Annotated in this window: 12 protein-coding genes; 6 read left to right on the top strand and 6 right to left on the bottom strand. The window is 69.1% G+C overall.

Features of this window, described 5'->3' with window-relative positions; translation table 11 throughout:
* Positions 1-9: 9 nt before the first annotated feature.
* Together CNR27_RS07180 and CNR27_RS07175 are read right to left on the bottom strand one after the other, a co-directional pair.
* Positions 10-1644 carry a cytochrome ubiquinol oxidase subunit I gene (locus CNR27_RS07180; RefSeq protein ID WP_096297570.1) on the bottom strand — a complete coding sequence of 545 codons (1635 nt, stop codon included), beginning with the start codon at positions 1642-1644 and terminating at the stop codon, positions 10-12.
* A gap of 403 nt (positions 1645-2047) precedes the next feature.
* A complete protein-coding gene (locus CNR27_RS07175; RefSeq protein WP_245815776.1) occupies positions 2048-2884 on the bottom strand; it encodes a Crp/Fnr family transcriptional regulator in 837 nt (278 codons plus the stop codon).
* A gap of 239 nt (positions 2885-3123) precedes the next feature.
* Here CNR27_RS07175 and parC point away from each other — a divergent pair, with 239 nt between their 5' ends.
* The gene (gene parC, locus CNR27_RS07170) at positions 3124-5367 is read left to right on the top strand and encodes a DNA topoisomerase IV subunit A (protein ID WP_096297569.1); all 2244 of its coding nucleotides are present in this window, start codon (positions 3124-3126) and stop codon (positions 5365-5367) included.
* A gap of 175 nt (positions 5368-5542) precedes the next feature.
* Entirely contained in the window at positions 5543-6202 is a 660-nt protein-coding gene (locus CNR27_RS07165; RefSeq protein WP_096297568.1) for a thiopurine S-methyltransferase, read from the top strand.
* A gap of 317 nt (positions 6203-6519) precedes the next feature.
* On the opposite strand, the gene bfr is transcribed toward CNR27_RS07165, so the two are convergent.
* Entirely contained in the window at positions 6520-7014 is a 495-nt protein-coding gene (bfr, locus tag CNR27_RS07160) for a bacterioferritin (protein WP_096297567.1), read from the bottom strand.
* A gap of 173 nt (positions 7015-7187) precedes the next feature.
* On the opposite strand from bfr, the gene CNR27_RS07155 reads away from it, so the two are divergent.
* A complete protein-coding gene (locus tag CNR27_RS07155; protein ID WP_096297566.1) occupies positions 7188-8546 on the top strand; it encodes an Hsp70 family protein in 1359 nt (452 codons plus the stop codon).
* Positions 8547-8611: 65 nt separating this feature from the next.
* Positions 8612-11170 carry a penicillin acylase family protein gene (locus tag CNR27_RS07150; protein ID WP_096297565.1) on the top strand — a complete coding sequence of 853 codons (2559 nt, stop codon included), beginning with the start codon at positions 8612-8614 and terminating at the stop codon, positions 11168-11170.
* Between the two features lie 10 nt (positions 11171-11180).
* On the opposite strand, the gene CNR27_RS07145 is transcribed toward CNR27_RS07150, so the two are convergent.
* The gene (locus CNR27_RS07145) at positions 11181-11786 is read right to left on the bottom strand and encodes an alpha-ketoglutarate-dependent dioxygenase AlkB family protein (RefSeq protein ID WP_096297564.1); all 606 of its coding nucleotides are present in this window, start codon (positions 11784-11786) and stop codon (positions 11181-11183) included.
* On the opposite strand from CNR27_RS07145, the gene CNR27_RS07140 reads away from it, so the two are divergent.
* Positions 11785-12333: a hypothetical protein gene (locus CNR27_RS07140; protein ID WP_157745302.1), complete on the top strand. Its 549-nt coding sequence runs from the start codon at positions 11785-11787 to the stop codon at positions 12331-12333. The genes CNR27_RS07145 and CNR27_RS07140 overlap by 2 nt on opposite strands.
* Before the next feature lie 62 nt (positions 12334-12395).
* Here the strand turns inward: CNR27_RS07140 and fabV are convergent, their stop codons facing one another.
* On the bottom strand, positions 12396-13607 hold the full coding sequence (gene fabV, locus CNR27_RS07135) for an enoyl-ACP reductase FabV (protein ID WP_096297562.1): 1212 nt from the start codon (positions 13605-13607) through the stop codon (positions 12396-12398).
* Positions 13608-13816: 209 nt separating this feature from the next.
* Here fabV and CNR27_RS07130 point away from each other — a divergent pair, with 209 nt between their 5' ends.
* Positions 13817-14476 carry a cytochrome b gene (locus CNR27_RS07130; protein WP_222843137.1) on the top strand — a complete coding sequence of 220 codons (660 nt, stop codon included), beginning with the start codon at positions 13817-13819 and terminating at the stop codon, positions 14474-14476.
* Positions 14477-14768: 292 nt separating this feature from the next.
* Here the strand turns inward: CNR27_RS07130 and asnB are convergent, their stop codons facing one another.
* Positions 14769-16475, bottom strand: coding sequence for an asparagine synthase B (asnB, locus tag CNR27_RS07125; protein ID WP_096297560.1), 1707 nt, complete (start codon positions 16473-16475; stop codon positions 14769-14771).
* Positions 16476-16973: the final 498 nt, after the last annotated feature.

Raw genomic sequence — 16973 nt, 5'->3', positions numbered from 1 at the left:
GCAGACGCGTCAGGCGCGCGCGTTGGGGGCGGGATCGAGATCGTCGGCAGCCTGCAGCGGCAGACCGTCCCGATCGGGCACCGGATCGTCGACAGCGGCGGGCGCGGCGTCGTGCGCAGGCGGGGCGAGCACGTCCGGGCCCTTGCGGATCGCGTTGAGCATCAGCTTGGCCGCGACGATCGCCAGACCCGTGTAGATGATCACGAAGCCCGCCAGCGAGATCAGGATGTCCTTGAGCGCGATGCCCGAGGCTGCATAGAACGTCGGCAACACGCCTTCCACGGCCCAGGGCTGGCGACCGTACTCGGCGACGAACCAGCCGCATTCGATGGCGATCCACGGCAGCGGCAGGCTGAACAGTGCGACCCACAGGAAACGCCGGCTGTCCTCGATGCGGTTGCGGCTCACCAGCCAGAAGGCGATGGCGAAGAACGCGATGAGGTAGAAGCCGATGACGGCCATGATGCGGAAGGTCCAGAACAGCGGCGCCACGCGCGGCACGGTGTCCAGCGCGGCCTGCGAGATCTCGGCCTCGGAAGCGGCCAGGATGTCGTCTCGATAGCGCTTGAGCAGCAGCGCATGGCCCAGATCCGCCCAGTGCCGGTCGAAGGCTTCGCGCGCGGCGGTGTCGTTGCGGTCCTCACGCAGGCGCTCCAGCGCGGCGTAGGCGAACTGGCCGCCGCGGATGCGGTGTTCGGCGCGCTCGACGAGTTCAAGGATGCCGGGGATTTCGCCATCGAGCGAACGCGTCGCGATCAGCCCCATCAGCCAGGGAATCTTGACCTCGAAGCGGTTCGACTGGCTGGCCTGGTCCGGCAGGCCGATGACGGTGAAGCCGGCAGGCGCGGGCTCGGTGTGCCACATCGCCTCGATCGCGGCGAGCTTCATCTTCTGGTGTTCGGTGGCGGCGTAGCCGCTCTCGTCCCCGAGCACCACGACACTCAGCGCCGAGGCCAGGCCGAAGCTCGCCGCGACCGCGATCGAGCGGCGCGCGATGTCCTGGTGCTTGCCACGAAGCAGGTAGAACGCGCTGACCGACATCACGAAGATCGCGCCGGTCACGTAGCCGGCCGAGACCGTGTGCACGAACTTGGCCTGCGCGACGGGATTGAAGATCACCGCCATGAAGTCGGTGATCTCCATGCGCATCGTGTCGGGGTTGAACACCGCGCCGACCGGGTTCTGCATCCAGCCGTTGGCGACCAGGATCCACAGCGCGGAGAAGTTCGCGCCCAGCGCCACCAGCCAGGTGATCACCAGGTGCTGCAGCTTCGACAGGCGGTTCCAGCCGAAGAAGAACAGGCCGATGAACGTGGCTTCGAGGAAGAACGCCATCAGGCCTTCGATCGCCAGCGGCGCGCCGAAGATGTCGCCGACATAGTGGCTGTAGTAGGCCCAGTTCATGCCGAACTGGAACTCCATGACGATGCCGGTCGCCACGCCCACCGCGAAGTTGATGCCGAACAGCACGCCCCAGAACAGCGTCATCCGCCGCCAGACGTCGCGGCCGGTCATCACATAGACGCTTTCCATGATCGCCATCAGGAAAGACAGCCCCAGGGTCAGCGGGACGAACAGGAAGTGGTACATCGCGGTCAGCGCGAACTGCAGGCGGGACAGTTCGACGACGGTCATGTCGATCATGGGGTGCGGCCGGAACGGGTCATGCGCGCAGGTTGCGCCGCGGCCGCGGGCTCGGCATTGATCTGGATCAATGCGCTTGCGACCGCGCCTGCTGTCAGTGGACGCTCTGCTTCAAGCCCCTCTCCCCCTGGGAGAGGGGTTGGGGTGAGGGCAGCCGGTCGAGCGGCGCTGCAAGACAAAGTGACCCTTCCAACCACGCAGGAGGGGATCTGTTCCAGACGCCGCCAAGCAACCGTTGCAGCTGCCGCCGATCTGCTCCGGCACAAGCGAATGCTTGATCCCGCATCTGCATCGACGTCCCTCACCCGACCCTCTCCCGGAGGGAGAGGGGCTCAGGCTGGTCGCGATCTGCAGAAATCGCCAGCGCTGCGCAGGGACTGCCGCACGCGCCATCGCTGCCGCACTAGAGCCCCGCCGAGGCCCGCAGCGCCGGCACGTCGACCAGATCGATCCGGTGTGGATCCGTGAACGCGACCGCCCCGCTCTGGCGCAGCTTGGTGAAGCTGCGGCTCACGGTCTCGATCGTCAGACCCAGATGGTCGGCGATGTCGGCGCGGGTCATCGGCAGATCCACCTGGCCGGCCGGTGCGCCGCGGCGGCGCTGGCGCTCGGCGAGTTCGACCAGGAATCCCGCGAGGCGTTCGCTCGGCCCCAGCCGCGCCAGCAGCATCAGGCTGCCGCGGGTCGCATCGAGCTCGCTGCAGGCCTGGGCCAGCAGGCCCGATTCGAGATCGGGATAGCGCTGGCACAGGCTGCGCATCGACTGCATCGGGAACACGCACAGCACGCAGTCGGTCACCGCTTCGAGCGTATGCCGGTAGTGCGGCGCGCCGCTGAAGCCGATGAAATCCCCGACCATCAGGAACCCTGCCACGAGCCGGCGACCGTCGGGCAGCAGACGCACGCGGCGCAGCATGCCGCGGGTGACGGTGTAGACCTCGCGTCGCGCGTCGCCCTCGTGCGCGAGCGTCGCGCCGGCCGGGAGCAGCACTTCGCCGGCCACCGCCTCCAGCGCCTGGGTCTCGGTGGCGGGGATCGACGCACAGACCGCGAGCGGCCGGGCCAGGCAACCGGCGCAGCCACTGTGCGCCGCGCGCTTGGGCGTACCGGCGGCCGAATGGCGCGCCGGTCCGGCAGTATCGGGGGACGTGCGCGTACGCGCCTTGATGTGCATGGCCGCCATGATACCGCCCGCGTCGGCGGCCACCGGCTCGCGACCGGTGGCGCCGCTGGGCGTCATCCCCTGCACGGCTGGGGAGGGCGCGCCGCAGCTTGACCGGTCCCGACGCCCCGCTGGTCGATTCCCCTCCACCCCCGCCCCCGCTGCACGCACCCAGGGCAATGACCTGTCCGCCAGAGCCGGCGCACGCCATGACCGTATGCCGCTGAACGCGGCGTCGATCGCCCTGCCGCCAACGGACGCAGCACCTGCGACCCGCAGCCGCTAAAATCGCCGGTCCGCCGTAGATGCCGCCTTCGATGACCGAGTCCGTCCGCACCACGTTCCATGGTTTCGAGCAGTTGCCGCTGCGCGAGTTCGCCGAGCGCGCCTATCTCGACTACTCGATGTACGTGGTGCTCGACCGCGCGTTGCCGTTCATCGGCGATGGCCTCAAGCCGGTGCAGCGCCGCATCGTCTACGCGATGAGCGAGCTGGGCCTGGGCGCCGCCGCCAAGCCCAAGAAGTCCGCGCGCACCGTCGGCGACGTGATCGGCAAATACCATCCCCATGGCGACAGTGCCTGCTACGAGGCGCTGGTGCTGATGGCGCAGCCGTTCTCGTACCGCTATCCGCTGATCGACGGCCAGGGCAACTTCGGCTCCAGCGACGATCCGAAATCCTTCGCGGCGATGCGCTACACCGAATCGAAGATGACGCCGATCGCCGAGATGCTGCTGGCCGAACTCGGCCATGGCACCGTCGACTGGACCGACAACTTCGACGGCACGATGCAGGAGCCCTCGTGGCTGCCGGCGCGACTGCCACACCTGCTGCTCAACGGCACCACCGGCATCGCCGTGGGCATGGCGACCGACGTGCCGCCACACAATCTCGGCGAGGTGGTCAGCGCCTGCGTGCGCCTGCTCGAGGATCCCGACGCGAGCGTGCGCGATCTGTGCGAACACGTGCGCGGTCCCGACTATCCGACCACCGCCGAGATCATCACCCCGGCCGCCGACCTGCTCGCCATGTACGAGACCGGCCACGGCAGCGTGCGTGCCCGGGCGACGTTCGAGAAGGAACACAGCAACATCGTCATCACCGCGCTGCCGCACCAGGTCAGCCCGAGCAAGGTGATCGAGCAGATCGCAGCCCAGATGCGCGCCAAGAAGCTGCCGTGGCTGGAGGACATCCGTGACGAGTCCGACCACGCCAATCCGGTGCGCGTGGTGCTGATCCCGCGGTCGAACCGCGTGGACGCCGAGCAGCTGATGGGTCATCTGTTCGCGACGACGGATCTGGAGCGCAGCTACCGGGTCAACCTCAACGTCATCGGTCTGGACGGGCGTCCGCAGGTCAAGAACCTCAAGATGCTGCTGTCGGAGTGGCTGCAGTTCCGCACCACCACGGTCACGCGGCGCCTGACGCATCGGCTGGAGAAGGTCGATCGCCGACTGCACCTGCTCGAAGGCCTGCTGGTCGCGTTCCTCAACCTCGACGAGGTGATCCACATCATCCGCACCGAGGACGAGCCGCGCGGCGTGCTGCAGGCGCGCTTTGCGCTCAGCGACGAGCAGGTCGACTACATCCTCGAGACGCGCCTGCGCCAGCTGGCCCGCCTGGAGGAGATGAAGATCCGCGGCGAACAGGCCGAGCTCGAAAGCGAGCGCGATGGCCTGATGTCGACGCTCGCCAGCCCCGCAAAACTGAAGAAGCTGCTCAAGGACGAGCTGCTGGCCGATGCCAGGAAATTCGGCGATGCGCGCCGCTCGCCGCTGGTCGTGCGCGGCAGCGCCCAGGCGCTGGCGGAGACCGACCTGGTGCCGAGCGAGCCGGTGACCATCGTCATCAGCGAAAAGGGCTGGGTGCGCGCCGCCAAGGGCCACGACGTCGATCCGGCGGCCATGAACTACCGCGAAGGCGACAGCCTGCTGGCCTTCGCGCGCGGCCGCAGCACACAGCAGGTCGCGTTCCTCGATTCCACCGGGCGCAGCTATTCGACGGTCGCGCACTCGCTGCCATCGGCGCGCGGCAACGGCGAGCCGTTGACCGGGCGCTTCTCCCCGGCCGCGGGCGCCTCGTTCCAGACCGTCGTCAGCGGCGAGGCCGATGCCCGCTTCGTCATCTCGTCCTCGCATGGTTACGGCTTCGTGACCCGCTTCGAGAATCTCACCAGCCGGCAGAAGGCCGGCAAGGCAATGCTGTCGCTCTCGCCCGGTTCGACCGTACTGCAGCCGGCCGGCGTACGCGATCCGCAGACCGATTGCCTGGTCGTGGTCACCAGCGCCGGCCATCTGCTCGCATTCCCGGTGGCCGAGTTGCCGGAGCTCGACAAGGGCAAGGGCAACAAGATCATCGAGATCCCCAAGGCCAAGCGCGGCACCGAACAGGTGGTCGCCGTCGCCGTAGTGCCGCCGGCTGGCTCGCTACTGGTGCGCTCGGGCGCGCGCACGATGACGCTGACGTTCAAGGATCTCGATGCCTACATCGGCGCACGCGCCTCCCGGGGCGGCCTGCTGCCGCGAGGCTGGCAGAAGGTCGAAGGGTTGACGGTCGAGTAAGACAAGGGCGCGCATGCCGGTGGACCGCCATGCGCGCCTGGTCGATCCGCGCGTCGTGAGTTTCCGGCCGCGATATCCCACGGCCTTCGCGCCCGAGGCGCGGTCAGCAAGGACGTACGCCCTCACGCTTTTGTGGGCACGCCCCATGTGACCGTCGCCCCGTCAAGGAGACACCATGCACCCCGAGTTCTGGCACGAGCGCTGGTCCAGCAACCGCATCGGCTTCCATCGCGACGCGCCGTTGCCGCTGCTGGCCACGCACTGGCCGGCGCTGGGACTCGCTGCCGAGGCCCGCGTGTTCGTGCCGCTGTGCGGCAAGTCGCTGGACATGGTGTGGCTGGCCGAACGCGGACATCGCGTGCTCGGCGTCGAGCTGTCGGAGCTGGCGGTGCGCCAGTTCTTCGACGAGCGTGGCCTCGCGCCCGCCATCCATGACACCGCGGGGGGACGGCATTTCAGCTCCGGCCCCTACGAGCTGATCGTCGGTGACGCGTTCGCACTGCAGGCCGATGTGCTCGCAGACTGCGCGGCCGTGTACGACCGCGCGGCCATGATCGCGTTGCCGCCGGACCTGCGCCGCACCTATGCCGCCACCGCGTGGCGCGATCTGCCTCCCGGCTGCCGGGGATTGCTGATCACGCTGGAATATCCGCAGGCCGAGAAGGCTGGGCCGCCGTTCGCTGTGGACGCGGACGAAGTGGCTGCCTTGCTCGATCGGGACTGGGTGGTCGACGTCGTCGAGCGACGCGACATCCTCACCAACGAGCCCGGGTTCGTTGCCGATGGCGTCACTGCCTTGTCGACGGCGGTATATCGGGTGGCGCGGCGGGGGTGATGCCGGTTCTGGGCGGCGTGCGGTACGGGATGTGCCCGGCGGCGGCCCTCACCCCAACCCCTCTCCCGGAGGGAGAGGGGCAAAGAGAATGCGCGCGGGTTCCAGCCTCTGCCCCTCTGGTCGCCACGCTTGGAAGCCAATACCCGCGAAATCCGGGCCCCCTCCCTCCGGGAGAGGGGTTGGGTTGAGGGCATGCGGCCCACCCCGATGGCGCCGAAGGAGGCCGTCGTCAGCGGCGAATCTGGAAAACAGAAACGCCCGCGACAGCCGCAGGCGTTCCAACGATTCCCCAACGCGGCGAATCCGCCGCGTCCATCTCACCCGACGCCAGGATGGGCACCTTCTTCGCCCATGCGGCTCTGCTGGTAGCGCTCGATGCCGATCATGCGGATCAGGCGCAGCTGCTTCTCCAGCCAGTAGGTGTGGTCTTCCTCGGTGTCGGCCAGCTGGGTCACCAGCACTTCGCGGCTCACGAAATCGCCGTGCTGCTCGCACAATGCGATGCCCTTGGCCAGGTTGTCGCGCACGAGGTATTCGAGATCGAGATCCTTGCGCAGCATCTCCTCCACGGTGACGCCGGGCTCGAACGCATCGGGACGCATGTCCGGCACGCCTTCCAGGAACAGGATGCGCTTGAGCAGCGCGTCGGCGTGCTGGGTCTCCTCCTCCATCTCGTGGTTGATGCGCGCGTAGAGCTGGTACAGACCCAGGTCTTCATAGCGGCGTGAATGCAGGAAGTACTGGTCGCGCGCCGCCAGCTCGCCACGGAGCAGGAACTTCAGGTAGTCGACAACTTCGGGATGACCCTTCATGGCAGCTCTCGCGACGCGTGGAATGCATGCAGTATGCCGGCGCGCGGTGAACGATGATCGGATGGGAATGCATGCATTTCGCATTCTCAGGCGGGTTGCCCACCACCCATCGGCATGCGCCACCACGGGCAAGCGCGTAGACTCCCGCGCCTTTCCGCCCGGCGTCTCCCGCAATGAAGATCGGCATCGATTTCGGCACCAGTTATTCGGCCGCCGCCGCGCGCATCGGCGACGAGCTGGTGCACATCCGCTTCGACGGACAGCCGCAGTTCCGGACCGCGGTGTATTTCCCGACCACCCTGCCCGACCTCGACGCCTTCGAACTCGACGCGGCGATGGAAGCCGAGGTCGACGCCATTGCCCGCTCGCTGCGCAACGAGCAGTCCCGCGCCGGCACGCCGCCGCGCCCTTCGGCGTTGCTGCGCCGCGACGCCATCCGCGTGGTCCGCCGGCGGTGGCTGGAAGCGCGCATGCGCGATGCCGCCGCGTCCGCCGCCGACCTGCAGCACGCCGTCTTCGGTGAGGCGGCGATCGAGAGCTATCTGCTCGAAGGCAGCGGCAATCTGGTGCAGTCACCGAAATCCATGCTCGGCTTCAACCTGCATCCGCGCGCGAAGGAGACGATCACCGGCATCGCCGCGCACATCCTCGAGCACATCCGGCTGACCGCGAGCCAGCAGCTCGGCACCACCGTGCGCGCGGCGACGCTGGGGCGGCCGGTGCGCTTCCGCAGCTCGCTCGGCGAGGCCGGTGGCGAGCAGGCGCTCGCGCTGCTGCGCGAGGCGGCAACCCAGGCGGGCTTCGATGCGATCGAGTTCCTCGAAGAACCCGCCGCGGCCGCGCTGCACTACCACGCCGCCAGCCCGGCGCGGCACACGACCCTCGTCGTCGACATCGGCGGCGGCACGACCGACATCGCACTGGCCGAGATCGGCGGCGGCGAGGCGCCACGGGTGCATCGCGCCTGGGGCGTCGCCAACGGCGGCACCGACGTCGACCTGGCGCTCAGCATGGCCCAGGTCATGCCCCTGTTCGGCAAGGGCGCCAGCCGCATCCCGGTCCATCACTTCGTCGAAGCGGCGACCGTGCAGGACATGCCGCGCCAGCGCGAATTCCACAACCGCGATTTCCGCCATGTCGATGCGCCCTTCGGCGCGCGGCTGCAGGGCCTGCAGCGCGACGGCGGCACCACGCGGCTCTACCGCGGCGTCGAAGGCATGAAGGTGCGGCTGAGCGGCCATGACACCGCCGGGCATGCACTCGACTACATCGAGCCCGGTCTACGCGTGGACGCATCGCGCGCCGATCTCGAGGCCGCCAGCGCGCGCTTCCTCGCAACCATCGGCGGACTGCTCGACGAGGTCCGCGGAGAACTCGATGCGCCGCCCGACAGCCTGTTCCTGACCGGCGGCATGTCCGGCGCGCCCTATGTGCAGGCCGCCGCGCAGGCACGCTTCCCCGATGCACGCATCGTCCGCGGCGATCCCTCGCTGGGCGTGGTCTCCGGCCTCGCCGAGCACGCGCGCACCTGACCGACCGCCCCTGCCTGCGTGGAATAATCCGTCGGGGCCGCATCCGTCGCGGCCGGGGAAGCGCGATGCGCAAGTGGTTGCTGCGGACGGTGTTCACCCTCGCCGTGGTGCTGGTGCTGGCATGCGCCGGCACGTGGCTGGCGCTGCGTGCGAGCCTGCCGACGCTGGACGGCGAGATCGCACTGGAAGGACTCGGCGCACCCGCCACCATCGAGCGCGATGCCGACGGCGTTGTCACCATCTCCGCCGCGAACGAAACCGATGCGATGCGCGCACTGGGCTATGTGCACGCGCAGGAGCGCTGGTTCGAGATGGACCTGATGCGGCGCGTGCCGCCGGGGGAACTCTCGGCGCTGTTCGGCGCGCGCGCGCTGGAAGCGGATCGCCGCAACCGCGTGCACCGCATGCGTGCGAGGGTGGAGGCTTCGCTTGCGGACATCGCCGGCGACCGCATGCCGCAGCTGCAGGCCTATGCCGACGGCGCCAATGCCGGGCTTGCCGCGCTGCGCGTACGTCCATGGCCCTACCTGCTGCTGCGGCACTCCCCGCAGCCCTGGACTCCCGCCGACTCCGCGCTGACCGGGTTTGCGATGTATTTCGATCTGCAGGACGCGACCAACGGCCGCGAGCTGGCGATGCATCGGCTCGCGCCCGCGCTGCCGCCGGCCCTGTTCGATCTGTTCGCGCATGCAGGCAGCCGCTGGGACGCGCCGCTCTTCGGCGCCGCGCGGGGCGATGCAGTGTTGCCGGGCGTGGACGTCGTGGATCTGCGGTTGTTGGAGGTGGTGGTGGGGGATGGCGCGCGCAGTGAAGCCTCGCCATTCGCATCTGTCGGGTCTGCACAAGGCGAGGCCTCACGGCCGGCATCTCCGCTCGCCCTCACTCTACCGTTTGTTTCACAAACGGTCCCCCTCTCTCCCGCGGCGCGGGAGAGAGGCGTTGGTGCGCCGCCTTCGGCGGCGGATCTTTCGCCGGGCAGCAACAACTTCGCCGTGTCCGGCGCCCTGACCGGCGACGGGCGCGCGCTGGTCGCCGACGATATGCATCTGGGCCTGCGCGCACCCAACATCTGGTTCCGCGCCCGGCTGCGCTATCCCGATCCGCGCGCCCCGGGTGGTCGGGTCGATGTCACCGGCTTCACCCTGCCCGGCCTGCCGGCCGTCATCGTCGGCAGCAATACCCACATCGCCTGGGGCTTTACCAACAGCTACGGCGACTTCCTCGACTGGCAGCGCCAGACGCCGTGCGGAGCGACGCCCACCGCAGGCTGCGTACCGGTCGTGCGGCACACCGAGCGCATCGAGGTGGCCGGAGGCGAGACCGTCGAATTGGTCGTCGAGGAGAGCGACTGGGGTCCATTAATCCAACGCGACGACGACGGCAGCGCGCTGGCATTGCGCTGGACTGCGCATCTGCCCGGGGCCCTGAATCTCGGCCTGGCGGACTTCGCCCTTGCACGGGATCTCGATGACGCGCTGGCGATCGCCGACCGCACTGCGATGCCCACGCAGAACGTGGTGATCGGCGATCGCGCCGGCGCGATCGCCTGGCGCCTGCTCGGACCGATCCCGGTGCGGGGTCCGGCCTGCGACGGCGCGCGCGTGTCGGTACCGGCCGGTGCGGCCAGCAACGTCTGCGCGCCCTGGTCCATCGCCACCGATGCCTCGCCGGTGCTGCGCTCGCCCGACACCGATCGCCTGTGGACCGCGAACAACCGCGTCGTCGACGGCGCCGACTTCGTGCGCATCGGCGACGGCGGCGCCGCGCTCGGCATCCGCGCCTGGCAGATACGCGAAGGACTCGCCGCGCGGACGCGCTTCACCGAACAGGATCTGCTCGCGATCCAGCTCGACGATCGCGCGACGCTGCTGTCGCGCTGGCACGACCTGCTGCGCGACGTGGGCGGGGACGCGGCGGAAGACAGCGCGATGCGCGCACTCGCGGAGGCTTCGCGCGACTGGAGCGGTCACGCCAGCGTCGACTCGGCCGGCTACCGGCTGGTGCGCGCCTGGCGGATCGGAGTACATGCACGGCTCGCCGAGGGCCTGGCCCTGCCGGCACGGGCGAAACTCGGCAAGGACTTCGCGCTGCCTGATCCACCGAACTTCGAGGGTGTTGCGTGGCCGCTGGTCGAGCAACGCCCGGCCCATCTGCTGCCACGTCGGTTTGCCTGCACCGCCGACACCCAGCGCGGCGCCTGCGTGCCGGCCACCGACGGTTGGGCGGCCCTGTTCGAGGATGCCGCGCGCGAGGTCCGGGACACGCTCGGCGCGGACGGCCCGCTGGCGCAGCGCACCTGGGGAGAGCGCAACACCGCGGCGATCTGCCACCCGCTGGCTTCGGCCGTGCCGCTGATCGGCCGGCGGGTCCTGTGCATGCCGGCCGAGCCGCTGCCCGGTGACGGGACCGTGCCCCGCGCCCAGGGCCCCGCCTTCGGCGCCTCGCAGCGCATGGTGGTGGCCCCCGGGCACGAGGCCGACGGCATCGCCCATATGCCTGGCGGACAGAGCGGGCATCCGTTGTCGCCGTACTGGGGCGCCGGCCACGCCGACTGGGCCGCGGGTCGCGCCACGCCATTTCTGCCGCAGGCCACCACGCACACGCTGCGGCTGGTGCCGCGCTAGCGCCTGCGACTCACGGCGCGTCCTCGCGGTCCTCGTCCACCGCCGCTGCCGAGCGCACGCGGAACACGACGCTGATGCGCGGCCCGACCGGTCGCGCGGTCTTGGGAATGCCGTGCAGATGGGTCAGCTGCGAGGCATGGCTCATCACCAGCACGCTGCCCGGCGCGAGATCGACGGGAACAGCCTTCGCGCCTTCCTGTTGCGCGCGCAGCAGCATGCGCCGCGGCGCACCCAGCGACAGCAGGGCCAGCGGCTGCCCGGGCGCCAGGGTGCGGAGCGTGTCGTGGTGCATCGCCACGCTGTCCTGGCCGTCGCGATACAGGTTCAGGCCCGCGCCGGTGTAGGGCGCCGGCGCGAGCCGCTGCACCAGCGCGAGCATCGGGGCAAGCGGCAGGTCGGCCGGCAACGCATCCGTCCGATAGGCGGCCAGCAACCGCGGGACGGCGACGATGCGGTCATACATCGGCCGTTGCTGGGACTGCCAGCGAGCGCCATTGCGCAAGGCTTCGAACCATGCGGCGGCGGTCTGCGCGTCGACCGCACCCGGCCAGTAGCGCACCCCGCCTTCGGCGTCGTCGACGAGGGTGATCGCTTCAGGGGAACCGAACAGATCCATGAGCCGATCATTCCAGCACGGAGGTGTCGCGCAGGACGCGACGGTGCCGCCGAGGGCGCTCCATCGACGCGCGGCGGCGTGGATCGATTTGGGGTTCATGCAGATCACGCGCACCGGAAACGCGCGCGGCGACCTCTGGCGGCCGTCTTCTGACGGCGGAGCAACGCTTGACGCCTCCGCGCCCGCTGGCGAGCATCACCGGCTCCTGGTGTGGAGCGCGCGCATGGATGGCCTGCGGTTCCTGGGCATCGCCCTTCTGGCAGTTTCACCGGTGCTGGGCGTGGTGGCCCTGGCGGTCCGCTACGCCGGCGCGCGAGCGAGACCGCTCACCGGCGTCGATTACCGCCGCGTACACGATGCGGAGGCGCTGCATCGCTGGGCCGGACGCCGGCTTGCGATCCTGCCGGCCACGGCCTTCGTCCTCGGCCTGGCCTCCTTGCGGATGCCCGGCCTGGCCCTGCCGCTGACCGGGCTGTTCGCACTCGTTTCCATGGTGGTCGGCGCCTGGATCGCCCTGGGCGCCGAACGCTTCAACAGACCGACGTAGGCCGCGGCGCAGCCGGCTTGCCACGGCCGGAGCGCGCGCAGCGCCCGCTGTCGTTGCGCCGTTCAGTCGCGCAGTTCGATCACGTCGAATTCCACGACCGGATCGACCTCGGCGTCATAGTCCACATCACTGCGCTCGAAGCCGAACAGCTTCAGGAACTCGTGCTTGTAGCCGGCGTAGTCGGTGAGTTCCGACAGGTTCTCCGTGGTGATCTGCGGCCACAGCGCCTTGCACTGCGCCTGCACGTCATCGCGCAGCTCCCAGTCGTCCAGACGCAGGCGGTGTTCTTCGTCGAGCTCGGCCGGCGCGCCGTCGGCGCGATACATGCGCTCGCGGAACAGGCGGTCGAGCTGGTCGAGCGTGCCCTCGTGGAGTCCCTTCTCCTTCATGACCTTGAAGGCGATGGCGATGTACAGCGGCAGCACCGGGATGGCGGCGCTGGCCTGGGTGACCACGGACTTGAGCACGGCAACGTTCGCGCTGCCGCCGGTTTCGCCGAGTTGCGCATCGATGCGCCGCGCGGTTTCATCGAGATCGGCCTTGGCGCGGCCCAGGGCGCCGTGCCAGTAGATCGGCCAGGTGATCTCGGTGCCGATGTAGCTGAAGGCGACCGTCTTCGCGCCATCGGCGAGCACGCCGGCATCGCGCAGCGCGTCGATCCAAAGCTGCCAATCCTGGCCGCCCATCACGGTCACGGTGTCGGCGATCTCCTGCTCGGTCGCGGGTTCGATCGAGGCCTCGATGATCTGGTCCTTGTTGGTGTCGATCGCGGTCGAGGTGTAAGCCTCGCCGATCGGCTTGAGCGCCGAGCGCTTCACTTCGCCGGTGTCGGGCAGCTTGCGCACCGGGGATGCCAGCGAATACACGACCAGATCCACCTGGCCGCCCATCTCGTTGCGGATCAGTTCGATCGCCTGCGCGCGCGCCGCATCAGAGAACGCATCGCCATTGATCGAGCGGCTGTAGAGCCCGGCCTGCTTGGCATACCTGTCGAACGCGGCGGCGTTGTACCAGCCGGCGGTCCCGGGCTTTTTCTCGGTGCCGGGCTTTTCGAAGAACACGCCGAGCGTGTCGGCGCCGAAGCCGAACGCAGCGCTGATGCGCGCCGCCAGGCCGTAGCCACTGGACGCGCCGATCACCAGCACCTTTTTCGGTCCGTCGTCGCGCACGCCGCGCGCGCGCGTGGCCTCGATCTGGTCACGCACGTTGAGGTCGCAACCGGTCGGATGCGTGGTGGTGCAGATGAAGCCGCGGACCTTGGGATGGATGATCACTGTGCTGCCCGTGTGTCTGGAAACGTGGCGCCCAGTTTACGGGCTGGGATCGCGGCGGTCCCGTACGGGGGTCGATGGTGACGCGCCGATCCGAGACGCGGTGGTTCCGTCACCATGCACTCGCCTCGTGCGCGGCAGCGCATGCGGACCATCGCTTCGCAGGCAGCGCCGGAGCGCGTCGCCGGCCACGTCGGCGATCCGCGTTGCGCATGGCGCGCGCGCCGGTCTTCGCCTGCCGGCGCCGGAACGGGCGCGTCCTGCGATTGACAGCACTCGGCTGTGCGGCTGAACTGTGCGTCGTTTTTTCAAGGACGTTGTGCATGTCGTTTCACTGGAGCGATTCCCCACTGCGCTACGGCCTGGTCACACGCGTGCTGCACTGGGGCATGGCGGCGCTGCTTGCCTGGCAGTTCCTCGGCATGGGTGTGAAGCTCACGCTGGGCCGTCATCCGCTGACGGCCTTTCTCGTCGGCACGCACAAACCGATCGGCACCACGCTGATGCTGTTGATCCTGTTGCGCGGCGCCTGGGGGCTGTCGCAGTGGCGACGGCGTCCACCGCATCCGGCCACCCGGGCAGGCCGCCTGGCGGCGCTCGGCCATGCGCTGCTGTATGCCTTGATGCTCTACGTGCCGATCGTCGCCCTGCTGCGCGAGTTCGGCTCGGGCCGGGGTTTCGCTCCGTGGGGCATCCCGCTTTTCCCGGCGACTGGAGAACGGATCGACCAGCTGATGGCACCGGCGAACCTGTCCCACGGCCTCGTCGCATGGACCCTGCTGGCGCTGATCGCCGGGCACGTGGCGATGGTCGCGCTCCACCATTTCGTGTGGCGCGATACGACGCTGTCGCGGATGGCAGGAAAGTTCTGATCCGACCCGTGGTTCCGCGGAGTGCCTGGGATCGTCGCTCCGCTTCGTCATGACCGTTGCCGTCGGGCCGATGCGGCTCAGCGCTTCAGTACAGCTGGAACGACGCACGACAAGCCGCGCATGCGCGACATCGATGTAGAGCGGCCGCCATCGGGCAGCGGCCGGCGCGACGCGCACCCAGCGGGACTGCGCAGGAGCATCAGCGCCTGCGCGTTTCGCCCCGCCCCGCCGCACCGGCGGCCCGGGAAGCAAGACGGTCGCGCTCCACCGGACGGGCCGCACCGTCAGTCCATCAGGCCACAGCGGCGTTGTGCACACCCGCCACCGCCCGCCCCGAAGGATCGGCGGCGCTGGCGAAGGCGGCATCCCACGCGATCGCCGCGGGCGACGAACATGCGATCGATTTGCCACCAGGCACGGTCATCGCCGCTGCAGGTGACGGAAACACCTGCTCGAACAGGCAGCGATAGAGATAGGCCTCCCTGGTCTGCGGCGGATCGTGCGGGAACCGGCGCGCTGCGGCTGCGAGCTCGCGGTCGCTGACATGCTCCAGCGCGTGCGCCTTGAGGCCATCGATCCAGCCGTAGCCCACGCCATCGCTGAACTGCTCCTTCTGCCGCCACAGGATCTCGTCGGGCAGATGACCATCGAACGCGGCACGTAGCACGCCTTTCTCCATGCGCTGGAAGCTGTCGCTGTCGCGATGGATCATCTTGTGCGCGGCATCGAAACGCATGGCAACATCGAGGAATTCCCGGTCCAGGAACGGGACGCGCGGCTCGACGCCCCAGGCCATCATCGACTTGTTCGCGCGCAGGCAATCGAAGGTATGCAGCGCATCGAGCTTGCGCACCAGCTCTTCGTGGAACTGGCGTGCATCCGGCGCCCGGTGGAAGTACAGATAACCGCCGAAGATCTCGTCGCTGCCCTCGCCCGAGAGCACCATCTTCACCCCCATCGCCTTGATGCGGCGCGCGAGCAGGAACATCGGCGTCGACGCGCGGATCGTGGTCACGTCGAAGCTCTCGACATGACGGATCACGTCCGGCAGCGCGTCGAGACCTTCCTCCAGGGTGTATTCGAAGCCATGGTGCACGGTGCCCAGCGACTCGGCGGCAATCGCGGCGGCCGCGAGATCGGGGGAGCCCCGGAGGCCGATCGCGAACGAATGCAGGCGCGGCCACCAGGCCTCGCTGCGGTCGCCGTCCTCGACGCGGTGGGGCGCATAGCGCGCGGCCACGGCAGCGACCAGCGAGGAATCCAGACCACCCGACAGCAGCACGCCGTAGGGCACATCGGTCATCAGCTGGCGATGCACCGCCGCTTCGAACGCTTCGCGCAGTTCGTCGAGCGACACGTCCACACCTTCGACCGCCTCGAAGTCGCGCCACGGCCGCCGGTAATACCGCGTGAGTGCGCCGGTGGCACTGTCATAGAAGTGCCCTGGCGGAAACTGCGCGACATCGGCACAACTGTCGGCAAGCGCCTTCATCTCGGACGCGACGCGCAGGCGGCCCTCGCGGTCGTGGCCCCAGTACAACGGCACCACGCCGATCGGATCGCGGGCGATGATCGCGCGGCCGCTGTCGCGGTCCCACAGCGCGAACGCGAAGATGCCGTTGAGCCGTTCGAGGAAGGCGGCCGGGCCGCTGCCGTCGGCCTCATGCTCGCGGTAGAGCGCGTTGACCACCTCGCAGTCCGATGCGGTCTTGAACGCGTAGGCCGAGCGCAGGCCGGCCTTCAACGCCTGGTGGTTGTAGATCTCGCCGTTGACCGCCAGCACCAGCGCCCCGTCCTGCGACAGCAGCGGCTGCGAACCGCCGGCGGGGTCAACGATCGCGAGGCGCTCGTGTACGAGGATCGCCTGGTCGTCGACGTACACGCCGCTCCAGTCGGGCCCGCGGTGGCGCTGGCGCTGCGAACATGCGAGGGCCTGGCGACGCAAGGCAGACACGTCGTCGCCTGGTTGCAGGCCGAAGATGGTGAAGATCGAACACATGGTGGGGCTCCTGAGCGGGTGATCGGGTCGATGGAGCCGGATACGGGCATGAAAAAACCCGCATCGCGGCCGATGCGGGTTGTGTGATTCGGTGCCTGCGCGTTCTTGCCTGTATTGCTACGTCCGCGCCCGCTCCCACACCCGCATCGGCCGCGCACGATTGTTCGTGCGCAGTGCGTTGCGGTTGCGATTGTTGGCGGCGATCTGCGGCATGGGATCGAAACTATCGGCGCAGCGCTCGTGGTGCAACCGTTGCGTGCGCAACAACCGCGTTCCCCCATGCAACCCACCTCCGAACCAAGCGGTTGCTCTAGCGCTGCCGCGCGGCAAGAACGGCGATCGGCGATCGGCGATCGGCGGGCTGGCGGGCTGGCGGGCTGGCGGGCCGGCAGGTTCACACGCCAGCATCCGGCGCGGCGTGGCAGACCGATGCGCAGTGCGCTGACAGGGGCCGCACCACGTTCCGCATCCAGTCGCCAGCGAGGCCCCAACGAAAAC

Source organism: Luteimonas chenhongjianii, assembly GCF_002327105.1.
GTDB lineage: Bacteria > Pseudomonadota > Gammaproteobacteria > Xanthomonadales > Xanthomonadaceae > Luteimonas > Luteimonas chenhongjianii.
Note: the sequence above shows the minus strand (reverse complement) of the source record. Positions and strands in the feature narration are given on the sequence as shown.